Source organism: Streptomyces sp. NPDC088194, assembly GCF_040702025.1.
In the GTDB taxonomy this organism is placed as follows: Bacteria; Actinomycetota; Actinomycetes; order Streptomycetales; family Streptomycetaceae; genus Actinacidiphila.
In genome coordinates this window covers 45,255-59,258 of the sequence record NZ_JBFBIV010000025.1, presented here as the reverse complement: position 1 = coordinate 59,258, position 14,004 = coordinate 45,255, and the positions used below count along the sequence as shown (strand labels likewise).

At 74.5% G+C, this 14,004-nt stretch carries 10 protein-coding genes; 7 read left to right on the top strand and 3 right to left on the bottom strand.

All coding sequences use genetic code 11. The annotated features are described in order from the left end of the window. The first annotated feature begins 566 nt into the window (after window positions 1-566). The 5 genes from AB0399_RS16275 (at window position 567) to AB0399_RS16255 (ending at window position 6,828) form a co-directional block, all read left to right on the top strand. Window positions 567-2,183 carry a heparinase II/III family protein gene (locus AB0399_RS16275; RefSeq protein ID WP_366411738.1) on the top strand — a complete coding sequence of 539 codons (1,617 nt, stop codon included), beginning with the start codon at window positions 567-569 and terminating at the stop codon, window positions 2,181-2,183. 6 nt (window positions 2,184-2,189) lie between these two features. Then, window positions 2,190-4,220: a hypothetical protein gene (locus AB0399_RS16270; RefSeq protein WP_366411737.1), complete on the top strand. Its 2,031-nt coding sequence runs from the start codon at window positions 2,190-2,192 to the stop codon at window positions 4,218-4,220. Window positions 4,221-4,335: 115 nt separating this feature from the next. Next, the gene (locus tag AB0399_RS16265) at window positions 4,336-5,019 is read left to right on the top strand and encodes a hypothetical protein (RefSeq protein ID WP_366411736.1); all 684 of its coding nucleotides are present in this window, start codon (window positions 4,336-4,338) and stop codon (window positions 5,017-5,019) included. 188 nt (window positions 5,020-5,207) lie between these two features. Further along, on the top strand, window positions 5,208-5,729 hold the full coding sequence (locus AB0399_RS16260; RefSeq protein WP_366411735.1) for a MarR family transcriptional regulator: 522 nt from the start codon (window positions 5,208-5,210) through the stop codon (window positions 5,727-5,729). Window positions 5,730-6,000: 271 nt separating this feature from the next. Next, on the top strand, window positions 6,001-6,828 hold the full coding sequence (locus tag AB0399_RS16255) for an SDR family NAD(P)-dependent oxidoreductase (RefSeq protein ID WP_366411734.1): 828 nt from the start codon (window positions 6,001-6,003) through the stop codon (window positions 6,826-6,828). An 81-nt stretch (window positions 6,829-6,909) separates the two neighbouring features. Here AB0399_RS16255 and AB0399_RS16250 read toward each other — a convergent pair whose 3' ends face one another. Further along, entirely contained in the window at window positions 6,910-9,138 is a 2,229-nt protein-coding gene (locus tag AB0399_RS16250) for an MMPL family transporter (RefSeq protein WP_366411733.1), read from the bottom strand. Window positions 9,139-9,397: 259 nt separating this feature from the next. On the opposite strand from AB0399_RS16250, the gene AB0399_RS16245 reads away from it, so the two are divergent. Further along, entirely contained in the window at window positions 9,398-10,144 is a 747-nt protein-coding gene (locus tag AB0399_RS16245) for a TetR/AcrR family transcriptional regulator (protein WP_366411732.1), read from the top strand. Window positions 10,145-10,165: 21 nt separating this feature from the next. Here AB0399_RS16245 and AB0399_RS16240 read toward each other — a convergent pair whose 3' ends face one another. Both AB0399_RS16240 and AB0399_RS16235 read right to left on the bottom strand, forming a co-directional pair. Next, complete coding sequence (locus AB0399_RS16240; protein WP_366411731.1) at window positions 10,166-11,467, bottom strand: PQQ-dependent sugar dehydrogenase; 1,302 nt, start codon at window positions 11,465-11,467, stop codon at window positions 10,166-10,168. A gap of 351 nt (window positions 11,468-11,818) precedes the next feature. Next, window positions 11,819-12,736, bottom strand: a complete 918-nt coding sequence (locus AB0399_RS16235; protein ID WP_366411730.1) for a LysR family transcriptional regulator — start codon at window positions 12,734-12,736, stop codon at window positions 11,819-11,821. A 93-nt stretch (window positions 12,737-12,829) separates the two neighbouring features. On the opposite strand from AB0399_RS16235, the gene AB0399_RS16230 reads away from it, so the two are divergent. Then, a complete protein-coding gene (locus tag AB0399_RS16230) occupies window positions 12,830-13,990 on the top strand; it encodes a nuclear transport factor 2 family protein (protein WP_366411729.1) in 1,161 nt (386 codons plus the stop codon). Window positions 13,991-14,004: the final 14 nt, after the last annotated feature.

The window sequence follows — 14,004 nt, the reverse complement described above, 5'->3', positions numbered from 1 at the left end:
GTGAGAGCGGCACGACCGGCGGAGCCGAGGGAATGGGCGGAACCGGCAGGATCGGCGGCAGCGGTGGAACCGGCACAGCGAGCACGGCCGGTGAGGCCAGTGCGAGAGACGGGGCTGAGGGCATGGGCGCGACCGACATGACCGGCGGCACCGGGGGCATCGACGGGGAGGCCGAACGCCAGGCGGCCCCGCCGGGGGAGAGCGGAAGTTCGGTCATCCCGGCGGGGGAGGGCGGGCACCGGGTGACCCCGGCGGGGAACCCGGTCATCCCGGCGGACCCGGTGAACCCGGCGGGGAGGCACAGCCACCCGGTCATCCGGGCAGGGGAAAGCGGAAACCCGGTCACCCCGACGGGAGAGCGCGGGCACCTGGTGAACCCGGCCGCGGAGCACGGATACCCGGTTGCCCCTGCGGGGGAGGGCGGGCACGTGGTCGTTCCGCCGGGGGAGCGGGGTGGGTGGTGGCATGCCTACGTGTGTCCCGTGCACGGCACGGAGCTCGGGCATGGGGATCTGCTCGGTGGGAGGTTTCCGGCGGGTGGAGCGGTGTGTCCGCATGGCTGCCGGGTGGACACCGCTGAGGTGCGCGGGGCCTGGACGGTGCTCGCCCATCAGGCGTGCGCGCTGCGGCTGCGGCACCTGGCCGCGTCCGAGGATGCCGCGGATCGGGTGAGCGCGGCCCGGGGACTGGAGCGGTACGCGGCCCTGTACGCGGAGTTGACCAGGCCGGGGGAGCACAGCGGTGCGCCCGACTGGATGCTGCGCGGCCGGCTCTTCCAGCAGGCGCTGACCGAGGCGATCTGGGCGGTGAACATCGGGCACGCGGCCTGGAGCCTCGCCGAGCGCGGCGAGGGCACCGGCACCGGCACCGGCACCGGCACCAGCACCGGCGGCGCGGCCGTGGCACGCCTGCTCGCCGCGCTCGCGCACTCCGCGGAGGCGGCCCGCGAGCGGCTGGTGGCCCGTGGCGACGAGCGCTCCAACTACACCGCGTGGCTGAACGCCGCCGCCGCGGTCTGCCGCGGCCGCCGCGACGGCGACCTGCGCGGCCACCCGGGACTGGCCACCCACCCCGACGGCTGGGAGTGGGAAGGCAGCACCTACTACCACCTGTTCGTGCTGCGGGCCTACCTGCTGTCGCTGCGCGGCTGCGACCCGGCCCGGATCGCGCCGGACGACCGGGAGCGGCTCGCGGCGATGGCCGCCGCGCTGGCCGGGATCGCCGCGCCCGACGGCGACCTGCCGGAGCTGCACGACGGGCCCTACCGGCGAGCCGAGGCCCTGGCCGAGCTGCACGAAGTGTGCCTGCTGGTGCACCAGTTGTTCACCGGCGAACCGCTGGCCGAGGTCCTGGACCGGGTCCGGTCCCGGTCCGCGGCGCCCGCGCCGGACGTCGAGGGCTGGTTCGACGGCCCCGCGCTGCCGTGGCCGTACTCCCGGCCGCGCCGGACCTTCCCCGACGCCGGATTCGCGGTGGTCAGGGGCGGCGGCGTGCACGCCGTCCTGGACGCCGGCCCGCACGGCGGCGGCCACGGCCACCAGGACAAGCTCGCGCTGTACCTGTACGGCCCGGACGGCGTGGCGTGGCAGCCGGACCCCGGCCAGGTGCCGTACGCGCACCGCGCTTTCCGGGCGTACTACGCCTCGACCGCCGCGCACCCGGCCTTCAGCGTGGACGGCGCGGACCAGCGGCAGGTGGACGCCCGGCTGGACCGGGCGGACGAGCGCGCCGCGCACGGCGTGTGCGCGCAGGCGTACGACGGGGTGACCGCCACCCGCACGGTCACCGCGGCCGCGGGCTACCTGCTCGACGTGCTGACCGTCGAGGCCGACCGCGAGCGCACGCTCACCGCGCACCTGCGCCCGGCGGTGGAGTTCGACGCGGTGCGCGGCCCGGACGGCGTGGTCCGCACCGTCTGGGGCGACGAGGCGGGCCCGGTCCTCACCGGCATCCATGTCGCCTCGGTGCAGGCGGAGTTCGCGATCCGGCCGCACCCGGGACCGGCCGACGACCCGGCGGCCGTCCGGCAGGGCGCCGACTGGTCCGCGCACGGCCGCCACGTCGTCTTCGCCTCGGCCTACTGCCGCGGGCTGTCCCCGGTCCGCGCCATGCGGCTGGACGGTTCGCTGCTCGCCGTCGAACTCCTCGACGGCACCACCGACCACCACGACCTGGGAGAGTGAGCCGAAGTGCTACTACTCGACGGCGAGTTGGAGACGCTGCGGGCCGAACTGCGCACCGTGCGGGCCGCGCAGTGGCGCAGGCTGTACGAGCAGTGCGACTGGTACCGCGGCCAGACGCCGCCGGCCGAGCATCCCACCGCCAGCATCACGTACTTCGGCCCCGCGGCCGCGAACCTCGCGCTCGCCTACCGCCTCACCGGCCGGCGCGGCTACCTCGACGAGTGCCGGCGCTGGATCTCCGCGTGCGTGGCCTACCCGCACTGGGGCAAGGCCAACATGCCCGACCACGACCTCGACGCCGGCTGGCTGCTGCACGGGCTGTCGCTGGCGTACTCCTGGCTGGGCGAGGACCTGGAACCGGACCGGCGCGCGGAGTTGCGGGAGAAGCTGACCCTCCAGGGTGAGCGGCTTTGGGCGTACGTCCAGCAGAACAAGGGCACTTGGTGGACGGACGCCTACTGGCAGAACCACAACTGGATCTGCTGGGCCGGGCTGGCCACGGCCGGTTACGCGCTCGGCCGCCCCGAGTGGTCCGACGCGGCCCGCGCCAACCTGGAGACGGTGCTGGCCCATCTCGCCCGCGACGGCTCCGACTCCGAGGGCGTCGTCTACTGGCGCTACGGCGTGCCCTGGCTGGCCATCCACGCCGACCTCGTCCAACGGGTCGAGGGCGCCGACCTGTTCAAGACGTGCGACTTCCTGCGCAACACCACGAACTGGCGGCTGCACCAGTCGGCCGGCGGCACCTTCGAGGAGAACATCGACCACGGCGACTGCCACGACCGTCGCAGCGGCCACAGCGTCGCCCTGTACTACCGGCTCGCCGCCGCGTACGCCGACCCCACCGCCCAGTGGCTCGGCGCCCTCGTCGCCGAACGGCACTTCTGGCGCGAGGCGTACGCCTCGGGGGTCCGGCCCGGCGTGATGCCCGAGGCGTACCTCGAACTGCTCTGGTACGACCCGCGGATACCCGCCCGCGCCCCGGGCGGGGAGACACCGGCCACCGCGTACTTCCCGGACCTCGGGCAGATCACCGCCCGCACCGGCTGGGACGCCCCGGCCACCGTCGTCAGTTTCAAGGCGGCACCCGGCGGGGGCCACCACGCGTGGGAGGAGGGCGAGCGGCTGCGGCGCGCGACCGGCTGGGAGGCCGCCAGCGCGGGACACCACCACCCCGACGCGGGCGCGTTCGTCATCGCCTCGCGCGGCGCCTTCCTCGCGGTGGACGAGGGCTACAGCAACCGCAAGCGCGCCGCGCACCACAACCTGGTGCTGGTCGACGGACAGGGCTGGGCCGACGAGGACCGCTACCACGTCTACCGCGACATCCCCTACGAGCGGCGGCCGCGGGTGCGGGACGTGCTCGCCGAGGGCGGGTTCGCGCACGCCACCAGCGAGACGGCCTGCATGTTCCCCGCCGAACTCGGCGTGACCCGGCTGGACCGCACGCTCGTGGCGACCCCGCGCGGCCGGGTCGTCGTGCTCGACCTGCTCGCGGCCGGGCAGCCCCGGGAGTGGACGTTCGTGCTGCACTCCGACTGGCCGGCCGAGGAACTCGACGGCGAGAGCTGGCTGTTGGCGTCGGGCCCGGCCCAGGCGCGGCTGACCCGGCTGGCCCCGCGGACGGTGCGCGCCACGCGCTTCGCGACCCCGATCGAGGCGAACCCCACGTCCAGCACGCCGAGTCTGCGGATCGAGAAGACCCTCCAGACCCTGCACCTGACCACCGAACCCGCCCGGGAGACAGCGCTGTTGACGGTCATCGAGTGCGCCGACGCCTTCGACGCCACACCGGCGGCCGCAGTGGCGCTCGATACGGCCGAGGGCTGGGGTGTCCGGGTCGGCCGGGGCGAGGACGCCGAAACGGTGCTGCTCGCCCCGCTCACCCGGCGGATCGACGCGGGCGGTGTACGGGCGGACGCGGCCGCCGTCGTCATGTCGGGTGGCCGCACCGCGGTGGTCGGGGCGCGCACGGTGCACCGAGGAGGGCAGCGACTCCTGGCGTCCGGCGAGCCGGTCACCGCGATCCTGAGCTGACCGCGAGCCGGCGCCGGCCGCGGCCTTCGGCGGCCGGACGCCCGGCCCACCACCTCCGACTCTCCACCTCCCTCCACCGCACATCCACGGCACACCGATCGGCAGGAGCACACTCATGGACGGCTGGGAACGCAAGGCGCTGCGCGCCGCGGAGTTCGTCGCCTACCCGGCCCTGGCCGGAGCCGCGTTCTGCGTGCTCGCGCTCGGCGTCGTCACCTGGCTGCCGGCCCTGGCGGCGGCCGCCACCGCGCTGCAGAGCTGGCGCACCGACGGCTCGGGCCGCTGCTTCACCGCGACGCTGCGGGCCTTCCCGGCGCAGTGGCGGCGGCTGCGGGGCGAAGCGCTCGTCGGCACGGCGGTGTTGCTGCTCTGCGTCTCCAACACCGTGTTCCTGGTGGGGCGGAGCGGTCCCGCGCTGGCGCTGCTGCCCGTGCAGGCCGTCCTGCTCGCCGCCGCGGCGGTCTACGCCGTCGCCCTCGCGGTGACGACGACGCTCCAACCGGACGCGAAGCGAAAGGAGTTGCACCGGGCGGCGGCGGTCTTCGCGTTCGGCTCGCCGCGGCGCACCCTCGGCCTGGTGGCGGCGGTGGCCGTGCTGCCGCTGTCGGTGCTGCCGGTGCCGCTCGGACCGGTGCTGCTCGGGCCGACGTTGCCGCTGATGGCCGCGCTGTCCCTGGCCGCCCCGGTGACACCGGCCGGCCTTCGCGTGGCGCCGGGCGCGTACGGCCGTGGCCCGTCCGCAAGGGCGTCGTCGGCGGCTCCACACGGTCCCGCGAGGCCGGCGCCGTCGCCCCTGTAGCGGCAGGTGCGGCGGCCCGCGGGGCGCGACCGGCGCCCGGTCGGTTCGGTCGGCCCGGGAGGCCCGTCGAGGCTCGCACGGACGCCCGCATTGCCGACTGACACGCGCCTGACACGAGCCTGGCGCGCGGCGCCGATCGTTGCCGGAGCACCGCCCCGCGGGAAGCGCCGCCCTTGTAGCCTGGAGCAATGGCCCCATCCACGCCGGTGTCCGCGGGCGCACCGAGGAGTCCTTCCGCCGCGCCGGAGTTGGCCCGCCTGGAAGTGGCGCTGTCGGCGCTGATGCGGTGGAGCGAGAGCAAGTACATCCGGGCCGAGGTGGCCCGCAGGTCGGGGTGCGACATCCCGGCGAGCGCGCTGCGGCTGCTGGAGCACTTCGACGTCGCCGGCGCGATGCGGGTGTCGGACATCGCGGAGTGCCTGCGGATCGACATCTCGACGGTCTCCCTCCAGCTTCGCCAGCTGAAGGCCGACGCGCTGGTCAGCCGGCTCCGGGACCCGTCCGACGGCCGCTCCGGGGTCATCGCGATCACCGAACGCGGCCGCGAGGCCCTCGCGCGGGTCCGGGCCGCACGCTGCGAACTGCTCGCCACCGTCTTCACCGAGGCGGTGCCGGACGAACTCGGCCAGGCCGCCGACACCCTGATCCAGGTCCAGGACCACATGCTCGCGGGCATGGTCGAGGCGGGCTACGTCAAGTCGCTCGACTGACCGCCGCGTTGGCCTCCGCGCCGACCTCCCCCGGCCCCCGGCCCCCGGCCCCCGGCCCCCGGCCCCGAGCGCGCCCGAGTCTCCCTGCACCCGCACACGGACCCGCACCCGCACACTGACCCGCACCCGCACCCGACGGCCCCCGCCGCCAGGGAAGTTCGCCCCGCGTCCCCGAGGTGTGCCGAAGTCCCCACCCCCGCAAGCGCGTTGCCCGCCTCCCGGCAATCTGCTTTGATTGATCAAACTAGTTGAAGAGAGCCTGGGGGAGACCATGGGGACCACCGTCATCACCGGCGGCACCGACGGCATCGGCCGCGCGCTGGCCGACCGCTACCTGGAGCGCGGCCACGACGTGCTGATCGTCGGCACCAGCGCCGAGAAGGGCGAGGCGTTCCTGGCCGCCGCCGAGCGTCGCGGCGCCGGCGACCGGGCACGGTTCCTCCGGGCCGACCTGAGCCGGGTGGCGGAGAACCACCGCGTCATCGCCGAGATCACGCGCGGCTACCCGGCCGTCGACCTGCTGGTGCTGGGCGCGCGCTTCCACCGCTCGACCCGGGCGGAGACCCCGGACGGGCTGGAGAGCAACTTCGCGCTGTACTACCTCAGCCGCCACCTGCTCAGCCACGGGCTGATCGCACCGCTCAGCCGTGCCGAGCGAGCCGTCGTGCTCAACTTCGGCGGCTCCGGCCAGGCCGGCCCGGTCCGCTGGAACGACCTGCAACTGCGCCACGGCTACCCGGGCACCGGCGCCCTCGGCCACGGCGGCGCCCTCTGCGACCTGCTCGGCGTCCACTTCGCCCGGCTGCACGCCGACACCCCCGTGCACTACGTCCTCAACCACCCCGGGGTGGTGTCCACCAGCTTCGCGGGGGAGTACGACCCGGCCACCGCGGCCGCCGTCGACCGGCTGAAGGCGACCGGCAAGCCCGTCACCGAGGCCCTCGCGCAGATCCAGCCGTTCCTCGACGAGCCGCCCGCCCGCCTCACCGCCGTACTGGAGGGCCGCCAAGTCCCCATCGACGGGCAGGCGTTCGACCCGGCGGACGCCGCCCGCCTGCACGAGACGACCGAGCGGCTCCTCGCCGACCTGCCGCGATGACGGCGCCCGTCGCACGCCCGAGGGGCGCCCGCCCCGGCAACTGCCAGGTCGGGCGCCCCACGTGCGGGTCCGGGCCGGCCGTCAGACTGCCGAGGCGTCCTTCACCTGGGGCAACTCGGGTGCGGCGGCGACGGGTTCGGGCCCGCCCTCGCTGAGGCCGATCCGTCCGTGCAGCGTGCGCAGGAACCCGGGCGCGTACCAGGCCGAGCGGCCCAGCAGCCGCATCGCGGCCGGGACCAGGACCCCGCGGACGGCGATCGCGTCGATGAGGATGGCCAGTCCGCTGCCGAGGCCGAACATCTGCATGAAGCTGACCTTGGCCGTGCCGAAGGCGAAGAAGCTGACCGCGAGCAGGCAGGCGGCCGCGGTGACGATGCGGCCGGTGTGCCCCAGGCCGTTGGCGACGGCGGACCCGGTGTCCTCGCCCTGGTCGTGGAGTTCCTTGATCCGGCTGGTGACGAACACCTCGTAGTCCATCGACAGACCGAAGACGATACAGAACATCAGCACCGTCATCGACACCTCCATCGGCTGCGCGGTGAAGCCGAACAGGCCCGACAGGTGGCCGCTCTGGAAGATCCACGTCATGGCGCCGAGGGTCGTTCCCAGGGTGATCACATTGAGCACCAGGGCGCGCAGCGGCTGCACCACGCTGCCGGTGAACAGGAAGAGCAGCACGAAGGTGGTGAGGGCGACCAGGCCGATGGCGAGCGGGAGGTGGCTGCTGATGGAGTGCTTGGCGTCGACCAGTTCGGCGTCCTGCCCGCCCACCAGCGGGTGCGCGCCGGGCGGCGGAGCCAGCGCCCGCACCTCGCGGACGAGGTCCTGCGCGTCGTCCGACCTCGGCGTCAACGAGCTGACCACGCTGATCCGTTGGGCGTCCGGTCGGCCGAGGCCGGCGCTGCCGGGGTCGGCCGCCGAGCGTTGCCCGCCGGCGTAGGTCGCGGTGCTGGTCTCGACGCGCTCCACGCCCTTGAGACGGGACAGCTCCGTCGCGTACGCGCCCAACGGGCCCTCGCCCACCCGCTGGTCGATGACGATCTGCAAGGCCGTGTCGTCGTTGCCGTCGAAGTTCTTCTGCAGCGCCGCGGACACCTGGCGGCTCTCGGCGTTCGTGGGCAGCACGCGCTCGTCCGGCGTGCCGAAGGTGATCCCCAGCAGGGGGCTCGCCGCCACCAGCAGGACCGCGAGCACGGGCAGCGCGGTGAGCGCGGGCCGCCGCATGACGGTGCGCGCCAGCCGACCCCACGCGGATTCCCGCACGCCGGAGCGCTCGGACTTCAGCCACGGCAGCCGCCCGCTGTTGACCCGGTGGCCCAGGACGGCGAGCAGCGGCGGCAGCACGAACAGGGCGCTGAGGGCCGCGATGGCGACGACCCCGACCCCGGCGTAGCCGAACGAGCGCAGGAAGTACTGCGGGAAGACCAGCAGCGCGGCCAGCGCGGCGGCCACGGTCGCGGAGGAGAACGCGACGGTGCGGCCCGCGGTGTGCACGGTGCGCCGGACCGCGTCGTCCACGCTCGCCCCGGTCGCGAGCTGCTCCCGGAAGCGGCTGATCATCAGCAGGGCGTAGTCGATGCCCAGTCCCAGGCCGAGGGCCGTGGTGAGGTTGGTCGCGGTGTCGGCCACGCTGGTGAGGCTGCCGAGCAGGGAGAGCAGGGCGAACGAGCCCAGCACGGCGATGGTGGCGATCGCCAGCGGCAGCAGCGCGGCGACCACGCTGCCGAAGACGAACAGGAGCAGCACGAGGGTCAGCGGGATGGCGATGCTCTCGGCCAGGAAGAGATCGCTCACCACCTGCTTGGACATGTCGGAGTTCACCGCGGCGCCGCCGCCGGCCTTGACGGTGAGCGTGTGCCCGTAAGCGCCGCTGTAGGTGTCGATGAGGTGCTCGGCGCTCTTCTTCTGCTGGGTCTCGTCGCCCTTGACGTGGGCGAGCACCATGGCCTCGCGGCCGTCCCGCGAACGGAGTCGGGCGCTGTGCGTGTCCCAGAACGAGACGACGTTCGCCAGGGTGCTCTCGTGCTTGAGGTCGGCCTCCAGCGCGCGGCCGCTGCGCTCCGCGGCCGGGGTGTCGATGCGGCCGCCGCCGGCCCGGACCAGCAGCACCAGGTTCGTCTCACCGCCGAACTTCCGGTCGATGACGTTGCTCGCCCGGGTCGACTGGGAGGAGGGGTCGTCGAATCCACCGCCCAGCAGCTTGGTGAACGCGCCGCTGCCCGCGGCACCCATGAGGGCCGTTGCCACGACAGCGACGATGAGTACCAGCCGGGACCGGCGGATCGCCAGTTCGGCTATGCGTTGGAACACGCGGGATCTCCTCTTTGTCCTTGCGCTTGCGCTTGCGGTGAAGGCGACGTGGCGGCGGCCGGGAGGCAGGGGGGACCACGCGGCGCTCGACGGCGGCTGGGCGCGCGTCGGAACCTGGCGCGCCACCGGCACCGGCACCGCGCTCTTCGTCGCGGCAACGACGTTAGTGAGACGGAGCGGGAGTTGGCAGTGTGAGATTTACCTGACAGTGTTCGAATTCCTGAAGACCGCCAGGAGTCGCAGGCCGTACGGTGACTCCATGCCCGCAGAAGAGCACGCCACGGCCCGGCCCACCCTGCGCGAGCGGCGCCGGGCCGCCGCCGTCCGGGAGATCCTGGAGGCCGCCGAGCGCCAGATCGCCGAGGACGGCCCCGCGGCCCTGTCCCTGCGGGCGGTCGCCCGCAGCCTCGGCATGACCGTGCAGGCCCTCTACCACTACTTCCCGAAGCGGGAAGCCCTCGTCACGTCGCTGGTCGCCAAGGAGTACGAAGACCTGGCCGACGCGCTGCAGGCCGCCCTCGACGGCGTGCCGGACTCCTCGGACGTGCCGCGCCTGGTGGCCGCGACCGAGGGCTACCGCCGCTGGGCCATGGCCCACCCCGAGCGGTTCCAACTCCTCTTCGGCACGCCGCTGCGCGGGTATGCGGCCCCCGCCGAGGGCGCCACCACCAAGGCGATGCGCCGGATAGCCGGCATCTTCCAGCGCGAGCTGTTCGACGGGTTCAGCAGGGAGCAACTCGCGGCGGCCGACACCTCCGCGCTCTCGCCCGAACTCCTGGCACACCTGGAGAGCCTGCCGGCCGAAGGGCCGGGCGAGCTGCCGCCGCCCGCGATCGCGCTCTTCGTCGACGCGTGGGGGCGGGTGCACGGCCTCGTCGTCCTGGAGGTCTTCGGGCAGACCTCGTTCATCGGCGACGGCCAGGCCGAGATCTTCCGGATGGCGATGGCGCACATGCTCCAGGACGTCCACCGCCGCATACCCGCCGCGGTCAGCGCGCCGGCCTGATCCCTACGCGCTGACGGGTCGTCAACTGACCTTCACCATCAGGATCTTGTCGTCACCCGGCTTCGGACTGATCCGGCCGTCGGTGTTGCTCGTGGTCACCAGCAGCCCGCCGTCGTAGGCCAGGACGGTGCGCAGCCGGCCGTAGGTGGCGACCAGCTTGCTCTGCGGCGCGGCGACCAGCTTGGTGCCGTTCAGCGGGATGCGCCACAGCCGCTCGCCCTTCAGGGCCGCCATCCAGATGCAGCCGTCGGCCCAGGCGATGCCGCTGGGGGAGTCCTGCTCGGTGCCGAACTGGGCGACGGGCGAGGTGTATCCGGGGTGGCTGGTCTTTCCCTGGGTGGCGGGCCAGCCGTAGTTGTGGCCGGCCTTGATCAGGTTCAGCTCGTCGGCCTTCTTGTCGCCGAGTTCGGAGGCCCACAGGTTCCCGGACGGGTCCCAGGCCAGGCCCTGCACGTTGCGGTGGCCGAGGGTGTAGACGACGGAGTGGCCGAAGGGATTGCCCGGTGCCGGCTTGCCGTCCGGCGTCATCCGCAGGATCTTGCCGCCGAGCGAGGACCTGTTCTGCGGCAGGGCCTTGTTCTCGGCGTCGCCGGTGCCCGCGTAGAGGAAGCCGTCCGGGCCGAAGGCGATCCGGCCGCCGTCGTGGTGGATGTTGCGCGGGATGCCCTTGAGGATGACGTCGAGCTTGCCGAGCTGGTGTCCGGCGGTCGCCGAGGGCGTGTACGTCAGCCTCGCGATGCGGTTGTCGGTCGCCGTGGAGAAGTAGACGTAGATCAGCTGGTTCGCGCCGAAGTCCGGGGAGAGCGCCAGCCCGAGCAGGCCGGTCTCGCCCGCGGAGCTCTTGGTGGAGACCACCCCGGGCACCGTGCCGGCCACGGTGCGCTTGCCGGTGCCGGCCGCGATCCGCTGGATCACCCCGGTGTCGCGCGAGTTCACCAGCAGGTCGCCGCCGGGCAGCGCGGCCATGCCCCACGGCACGTCCAGGTTCTTGGCGACGGTGCGAGTGACCGCCGCCGACCCGGAGGCAGCGCCCGCGGTCGCGGTCGGCGTCGCGGTCGCGGGCGCCGAGGCGGGGGCGGAACCCGCGGTACCGGCAGGGGCCGACGCGCTCGCCGACGGTGACGCCGATGACGACGCGCCGGCGTCGCCGGACGGGGTGGACGTGCTGCCGCCCGATCCCGACGAGCAGCCGGCGAGCAGCACGGCCGCCACCGCGGCGGCGCCCACCGCGGTGCCCCGCCCGCGCCGGCCCGCGGCCCCGGTCCGCCGCTGCGGGAGGAAGCGGTCCGCGTGCTCCGTCAGTGTCCTGCGCCATGCCGTCATCCGACGGTCGCCCTTCTCGTACCCGGTGCCGTGCGCCGGTGTGCCGTATGCCGTATGCCGACCGGGCCCGGTCCGGGCCCTCGGGCCACTCCTACCCCATGCCCGGGCCCACCGCGACCGGCACCGGGCACCAGCGCCCGAACGGCCCCTCCCGTTCCCTCCCGTTCCTTCCCGGGCCCGGGGCCCGCCGATCCGTACGCGGGGGTGCGGGGCGGGGCGGCGTGTGCGTCGGGGTGCGAGTCCGGGTCCGCGCTCGGGTCGGGCCGTCGTACCGCCCGGCGCCCGGATCGCCGGCGCCCACGCACACCGCCGCCAGGCGGCACCGGAAGGCGCGGGACGGGCGGGGTCGGCTCAAGTCCGTTGAGCGGGCGGGGCGGAGGGCGCCCCAGGGGTGAAGGCCGTCGCGAGCCGGTCGAGCAGCGCCGCGGTGGACGGGTGCGGGTCGCGACGAGGCGCGAGGGCGTAGACGCCACGGGTCGGAGGGTCCACGAGGGCCACGGTCGTGACGTCGGTCCGGAGCGCGGACCTCAGCACCCCGGGGATCAGCGCGACGGCGTGGCCGGTCGCCACCAGGGCGATCTTGCCGGGCAGATCGGCGGCGGTCAGGTCGATGCGGGCGGTGACGCCGGCGCGGGCGGCGTGCCGGCGCAGCAGCGCAGCGGAGCCGTCGTTGTCCTCGACCCAGGTCTCGCCGGCCAGCGCCTCGACAGGTACGGGGCCGCGCCCGGCGCGGGGATGGCCGGCCGGCAGCACGACGACCATGGCGTCCACCCCGAGGAACCGCCGCTCGACCCGCGGATCGTCGGGGAGCCCGGGCGGCGCGTCGGTGACCACGGCGACATCGAGATCGCCGGCGGCCACCCGGTCGTGCAGGTCCGCGCTCAGCCCGGGCGACAGGCTCCAGCCGAGGGGGCCTTCCGCGTCCAGCAGGCGGCGGATCGCCGCGGGCACCACCCCGGCCGCCAGGGACGGCGTCGCACCGACGGCCAGCGGCCGGCCGGCCACCCCGTCGCGCAGGTCGCGGACGGCGCGGACCGCGCGCTCGGCCTCGTTGAGCGCGACCAGGGCGTGGCGGCGGAACACCTCGCCGGCCGGCGTCGGGCGCACCCCGCGCGCGTGGCGTTCCACCAGCGGCACGCCGAGTCGGCGCTCCAGCCCGGCGATCTGCCGGGAGACGGCCGACTGGGTGTGCCCGAGCTCCTCGGCCGCCGCCGACAGCGAGCCGAGCCGGCACACCGTCACGAACGCCCGCCACACCAGCAGATCCATGACGCCAGTATGCCCGCTGCCATGCGCATCGCGCAGAGCTGACCTGCGAGATCTGCGCTTGTCGCAGCCATCGCGATATACCAGGCTGGACGTATGACCACCACACCGCACACGGTCGCGGTCCTCGGCCTGGGCCGGATGGGCGCCGCGATCGCCGCACGGCTGGCCGGAGAGGGCTGGGACGTCGTCGGCTGGACGCGCTCCGGGCGCGCGGCCGGCGCCGTCCGTACCACCGGCGACCCGAACGACGCCGTGGCGAAGGCCGACGTGACGCTCCTGGCGTTGTACGACGGCCCGGCCTGCCGCGAGGTCGCCGACCGGGTCCGCGCGTCGCTGCGCCCCGACACGCTCGTGCTCAACACCAGCACTATCGCCCCCGCCGAAGCAGCGCTGCTGGCAAGGGAGTTCGGCCCGTCCTACGTCCATGCCCCGGTGCTCGGCTCGGTGCCGGCGGCCACCGCGGGGACGCTGCGGATTCTCGCCGCCGCCGAGGGCCCCGCGCTGGACCGGGCGCGACCGGTCCTGGCGGCGCTCGGCACCGTGCGGGCGGTGGACGACGCGGCAACCGCCGCCGCGCTCAAGCTGGTTGCCAACAGCTCGCTGGCCGGCGCGGTGCTCGCGCTGGGCGAGTCGCTGCGGCAGGCCGACGCCCTGTGCGTGCCCCGCGCCCAGGCGCTGGACGTCCTCGAACTCGGGCACCTCGGCGGTCTCGTCACCCGCAAGCGAGCTTTTCTCGACGACCAACCGGCCCTAGCAGCCGCCGAGTTCACCATCGGCACGCTCGCCAAGGACATGGCGCTGCTGGCGGCGGCGTCGGACGTCCCGCTGCGCGGCGCGGCCGAGTTGGCCGCCTGCCCGGCCGGCTCTGACGCCGACATCGCCCTCGCCGCCACCGTGCCCGCCCCCGGTGACGCGGTGCTCGCCCCGCTGCGCGCCTACCAGCGCGGGCACGCCACCGGCGACCCCGGCCACTTCCGCGACGCGTTCCTGCCCACCGCGCACATCGAGGGCCTGCGGGACGGCGCGTTCGTGTCGTGGCGACTGGACGAGTACTGCGCCCTGTTCGGCGGCCGGCCGGCGCCGGACGAGCCGGCCCGCTCGCGCCGTATCGACTCCGTCGAGGTCCGCGGCACCGTGGCGACCGCGACCATGACGCTCCGGCACGGCCCGGACACCTTCACCGACCTCTTCCTGCTGGTCCGGGACGGTGACGGTTGGCGTATCGCCAACAAGGTGTACCACCGGCACCCTTGAGGCGGCGGAAGAGA